The 3228-nt window shown below is 69.8% G+C and carries 4 protein-coding genes; 2 read left to right on the top strand and 2 right to left on the bottom strand.

Going from position 1 to position 3228, the window contains the following annotated elements:
• Positions 1 to 187 precede the first annotated feature (187 nt).
• Positions 188 to 847 carry an endonuclease NucS gene (gene nucS / locus JAO81_RS01710; RefSeq protein ID WP_199545903.1) on the bottom strand — a complete coding sequence of 220 codons (660 nt, stop codon included), beginning with the start codon at positions 845 to 847 and terminating at the stop codon, positions 188 to 190.
• Positions 848 to 1113: 266 nt separating this feature from the next.
• On the opposite strand from nucS, the gene JAO81_RS01705 reads away from it, so the two are divergent.
• On the top strand, positions 1114 to 1506 hold the full coding sequence (locus JAO81_RS01705; protein ID WP_199545902.1) for an SCO5389 family protein: 393 nt from the start codon (positions 1114 to 1116) through the stop codon (positions 1504 to 1506).
• Between the two features lie 61 nt (positions 1507 to 1567).
• Here the strand turns inward: JAO81_RS01705 and JAO81_RS01700 are convergent, their stop codons facing one another.
• Positions 1568 to 2596, bottom strand: coding sequence for an LLM class flavin-dependent oxidoreductase (locus JAO81_RS01700; protein WP_199545901.1), 1029 nt, complete (start codon positions 2594 to 2596; stop codon positions 1568 to 1570).
• Positions 2597 to 2889: 293 nt separating this feature from the next.
• Here JAO81_RS01700 and JAO81_RS01695 point away from each other — a divergent pair.
• A partial coding sequence (locus JAO81_RS01695; protein ID WP_199545900.1) for a hypothetical protein occupies positions 2890 to 3228 on the top strand: 339 nt, incomplete at its 3' end.

Below are 3228 nucleotides of genomic sequence, written 5' to 3'. Positions count from 1 at the left end.
TCGCCTGAGCCGCCCGGCCCGACGGGGGCCCCCCCCCCCCCGGCCACCCCCCGGGGAGACGGGGCGTTCTGCTGCGTAAGGGTGGAGCGGCGGCTCCGTAGGAGAAAAGCAGCCAGGCGACGGCGCCCGGAGCCGGCTCGGCCGGAACCCGGAACAGGCGCCACCGGGACAGCCGGAACAGGCTCCGCTAGAACAGCCGCAGCTTGTCGTCCTCGATCCCGCGCAGTGCGTCATAGTCGAGCACGGCGCACCCGATGTTCCGGTCCGTGGCGAGCACACGGGCCTGCGGCTTGATCTCCTGGGCCGCGAAGACACCGCGGACGGGCGCCAAGTGAGGGTCGCGGTTGAGTAGGTCGAGATAGCGGGTGAGCTGCTCGACGCCGTCGATCTCGCCGCGCCGCTTGATCTCGACCGCGACGGTCATGCCGTCCGCGTCCCGGCACAGGATGTCGACCGGGCCGATGGCCGTGGGGTATTCGCGGCGGATCAGGCTGTAGCCCTCGCCGAGGGTCTCGATCCGGTCGGCGAGCAGTTCCTGCAGGTGAGCCTCGACGCCGTCCTTGATCAGACCCGGGTCCACCCCGAGCTCATGGGAGGAGTCGTGCAAGATCTCCTCCATCGTGATGATCAGTTTCTCGCCTGCTTTGTTGATGACCGTCCAGACGCCGTCGTCCTCCTTGAGGGTGCACGGCGGGGACATCCAATTCAGCGGCTTGTAGGCGCGGTCGTCCGCGTGGATGGAGACACTGCCGTCCGCCTTCACGAGGATCAGGCGGGGGGCCGACGGGAGGTGGGCGGTGAGCCGGCCCGCGTAGTCCACGGAGCAGCGGGCGATGACGAGACGCATGGTCGGCAACGCTACTCGACGCGGCAGGGTTCGCGCGATTCGCCCTGGAAACCGAGCGTCGGTCCGTACCGGGTGCCGGGGAATCTCCCGGCTTGCCCCTGTTCAACCTCCGTTGATTATTGGCCGGTTGTGGCCGCCTTCTCCTGGTGCGCGCCCGATGCGTTGCCTACCGTGGAAGCAGGAGGTCGCGAGGCGTGCACGCTGCGTAGGCGGTTTCCGGCCCTATCCGTCAGCCCCCGCTCCCCGGGGGTGCGAGAGGAGAACCCATGTCGCTCGACGTCTCACCGGCTCTGTTGGAACAGGCCGAGCGAGGCGAGGTCGATGAAGCGGAATTCATCGACTGCGTCCGGACATCCCTGCCGTACGCATGGGAGATGATCAGCTCGTTGGTGGCACAGCTGGAGGTCGACGGAGGAGAGTTCGCCGACAACCAGACCCCGCCGCCCACCGAGCAGGCACGAGGTCAGCTGCTGCGCGCGCTGGCCAGTGATGCGATACGTGGTGCTCTGCAGCGCCACTTCGGGGTGCGCCTTGCATTCCAGAACTGCCACCGTGTCGCTGTTTTCCCCGTCGGTCCCGAAGCCGACGAAAGGCTGGCCCGCTTCACCTCGATCCGCGGCCAGCTGCTGAACCAGTCACCTGAACTGCGGGACTGCTGAGGCCTGTTGCTGCCGCCTCGTACGCGGGAGGTGTATCCGGGGCGGCAGCCCCCATCGGCCGTCACACGAGCCGGGGCAGGACATCCGCCCCGAGCCGCCGCAGATTCTCCTCGGTCGAGTCCAGATCTCCCGAGCCCTCCGTGAGCAGGGCGAACCGCGTGATCCCGGTGCGCTCGGCCGTCGCCGCGAGCCGGTCCGCGCACAGCTTCGGGGTGCCCACCGGGTGGATCGAGCACAGGAGTTGGGTGTACGCCAGCGGGTCGCGCATCCTGCGTTCGCGCCCGTCCACGGTGATATGCGCGTCCAGGCCCTGCTTCAGCCAGCCGGGCATCGCCTTCAGGAGCGTCTCGGCCGCCTCCACCGTGCGGTCCGCGACCTGGGCCACGCCCGCCGACACATGCTGCGCCGCGGCGATCTCGTCCGGTGACCGGCCGGCCGCCAGGGCGCAGGAACGATAGAGCCCGACCATCTCGGCCTTCTCCTCGTCCCCGATGTGCATCCCGAGCAGCATCGCCAGACCGCGCTCCGCGGCGAGCCGCACGCTCGACGGCGAGGTGCAGGCCAGGATCAGCTCCGGTCCGCACGGGCCGCTCAGCGCCTCGTCGGGCCGGGGTACGACGGGGACCTCACGGAACGCGTAGCGCTCACCCGAGGCCCCGACCCTCGGCTCGGTCAGCCACCGGTGCAGCACGTCGAGCGACTCCGGAAAGCCCTTCTCGTACGCCTCGATGCCCGCACCGAAGACCTCGAGGTCCACCCAGGGCCCACCGCGCCCCACGCCGAGCGTGAAGCGGCCGCCGCTGGTCAGATGGAGCAGCGCCGCCTGTTCGCCGAGCATGACCGGGTGCTGGGTGGGCAGCACGCTGACCGCCGTGCCCACCCGGATCCGCCGGGTGCGCCCGAGCAGCAGTGCCGCCAGGGTCGTGGCCGACGGGCAGACCCCGTACGGCACGAAGTGGTGCTCGGCCAGCCACACCGAGTCGAGTCCGGCCTCCTCGGCCACCTCCGCACTGCGCACCGCACGGTGCAGGGCCTCCCCCTGGCCCTGGCCCGGGAACTGGGCCGCAAGAACAAAACTTCCCACACGCATCGCCTACTGCCTCCTTGGCGCCGACGCGGTACTCCCCCTACTGGCAACAACGCCTGACACGTGCCAAAGGCACGGCTTGGCATAAAGGTTGGCGCACTTTCTTCAATAAGCACAGTCGTATGAGATCGCCGCGCACCAGGCCGAATGTGCTGTGTTGTGCGCTTGTGCGGGGCCCTTGTGGTAGGTCTGCCCCGATACCTCGTACGGGGCGGGTACCCGGCCCGATGGCGCGTAGGCTTGGTCGCTGTCCGTATTCACGCAGTCCCTGCGACGTCAGCCGGTGAGGTGTTCTGGTGTCCCCGCGCAAAAACCGCTCCCGTCCTCGCAGAGGTGCCGGCGGACCGGACCGAGGCGGCGACGAGGAGAACGGGACGCGGTACGGCGGCTTCGAGCACCAGGACCACCATCAGGGCGAGGAGTACCGCGTACGGCATGTGGCGGGCGCGAGCGCGGCCGGCAAGACGTACCGCTGCCCGGGCTGCGACCAGGAGATCCCGTCCGGCGTTCCGCATGTGGTGGCCTGGCCGCAGCACGGCGGGGTGGACGACCGCAGGCACTGGCACAAGGCCTGCTGGAACGCGAGGGACCGCCGCCCCCCCCCGGGGGGGCGGGGCCCGGAACGGGCTCGCAAG

Origin of the sequence: Streptomyces sp. N35 (assembly GCF_016464295.1) — a bacterium.
Lineage (GTDB): Bacteria > Actinomycetota > Actinomycetes > Streptomycetales > Streptomycetaceae > Streptomyces.
Note: the sequence above shows the minus strand (reverse complement) of the source record. Positions and strands in the feature narration are given on the sequence as shown.

What these genes read in the sequence shown, in the direction of transcription:
- nucS (WP_199545903.1), bottom strand. Translation starts at nt 847, where the DNA reads ATGCGTCTCGTCATCGCCCGCTGCTCCGTGGACTACGCGGGCCGGCTC.
- JAO81_RS01705 (WP_199545902.1), top strand. Translation starts at nt 1,114, where the DNA reads ATGTCGCTCGACGTCTCACCGGCTCTGTTGGAACAGGCCGAGCGAGGC.
- JAO81_RS01700 (WP_199545901.1), bottom strand. Translation starts at nt 2,596, where the DNA reads ATGCGTGTGGGAAGTTTTGTTCTTGCGGCCCAGTTCCCGGGCCAGGGC.